The organism is Hymenobacter terrenus, assembly GCF_000972495.1.
Taxonomy (GTDB): domain Bacteria; phylum Bacteroidota; class Bacteroidia; order Cytophagales; family Hymenobacteraceae; genus Hymenobacter; species Hymenobacter terrenus.
This window is the reverse complement of the sequence record NZ_LATM01000110.1, coordinates 1-1,304: the sequence shown is the minus strand read 5'-3', so window position 1 is coordinate 1,304 and position 1,304 is coordinate 1. Positions and strand designations below refer to the sequence as shown.

Annotated in this window: 1 protein-coding gene; it reads left to right on the top strand. The window is 64.6% G+C overall.

Annotation, left to right across the window (positions count from 1 at the left end; all coding sequences use genetic code 11):
• Positions 1 to 332: 332 nt before the first annotated feature.
• Positions 333 to 1,262, top strand: a complete 930-nt coding sequence (locus WX88_RS26680; protein WP_082116332.1) for a DUF389 domain-containing protein — start codon at positions 333 to 335, stop codon at positions 1,260 to 1,262.
• The last annotated feature ends 42 nt before the right edge of the window (positions 1,263 to 1,304 follow it).

Genomic DNA, 1,304 nt, shown 5'->3' with positions numbered 1-1,304 from the left:
AACTACTAGCAGCAGCCTGCCAACAAGCGCCTGCAAGCTACTGCTCCACCTGGTGAGTTTAAGACGGAAGACGGCGCCGGCGCGTGCTAGCCGCGGTGCTCATTCTCCCGGGACGAGCGCGAATTACTGGACCGCTTTGTCGGGGGCGAGTTGACGCTGCACCAAGTCGAGGCCCGCCTACTGGAGCTGCCCGCCCCGCAAGCCTAAATCCCAAAACCGGTGCAAATAGACGCCTCAGTAGCGCGCTTCTCAAGGGCTTTGCCAACGCAAGCCTGTCCCGTCCGTAAAATGTAAAAGCGGCGCGAAGTGCGGCGCGCCCTCTGATTGGCCTGATGCATAGAACACTGGAACTGACGGTGCCGTCGGCAACTACCGACACACTGACCGAGCAACTAAAAACGATCGAGGAGGTCATCGGCCTGACCGTGCTGCGCGGCGCCTCGCACAAGCCCCCGGGCGACGTGTTGACCGTGCACGTGCTCAACCGCGGCGCCGATGAAGTGTTGCGCCGCGCGCGGGCCGCCGTCGGCGACCCGAAGCAGCTGAGCGTCGTCACCAGTGAGGTGAACAGCATCATCGCCCCCGCCTCGCATGAGGTCGTAGACAACGACCGCGACGAGGCCATCTGGGAAGAGATGGAAAGCGGCCTGCGCCATCAGGGGCGCATTACGACCAATTATTTGGTGCTGATGGGACTCGGCGGCGTGGTAGCGGCTATCGGCCTCGTGTCGGAGCCTGTGCCGCAGGCCGTGGCCTTCGTAGCGTCGGCCATCATCGCCCCCGGCTTTGACCCCATGACCAAAGTGCCCCTGGGGCTGGTGCTTCGCCACGGGCCGCTGGTGTGGAACGGCCTCAAATCGGCTTTGGCCGGTTACGCTGTGCTCGTGGCCCTGGCGGCGCTTACCATGTGGGCTTTGGTCGCAGCCGGCGAAACCAGCGCAAGCGCCCTGGCGGCGAACAGCGAAGTGGGGCACCTGGCTCACCCCAAGCTGATGGAATTGTTGTTAGCCGCTGCCGGCGCCCTGTCGGGCGTCGTCATCCTGGCCGCGTTTCGGCGCAGCTTTCAGGCCGGGCCCCTGATTGCGATGGCCTTTATTCCTGCCGCCGCCCTTATCGGGTCCGGGCTGGCCGTCGGCCGCTTCGACCTGGCCCTGGAAGGGTTGGAGCGGTTCGGGGCCGACTGGGGCTTTATCCTGGCACTGGGGGTGCCCTTTCTATGGCTCAAGCAGCGCTTTTTACACCGGCGTCAGCCCTTGGTGTAGCAGGGCCAAACCCGGGCCATCGCGAATGAAGCCGTCTAGCGG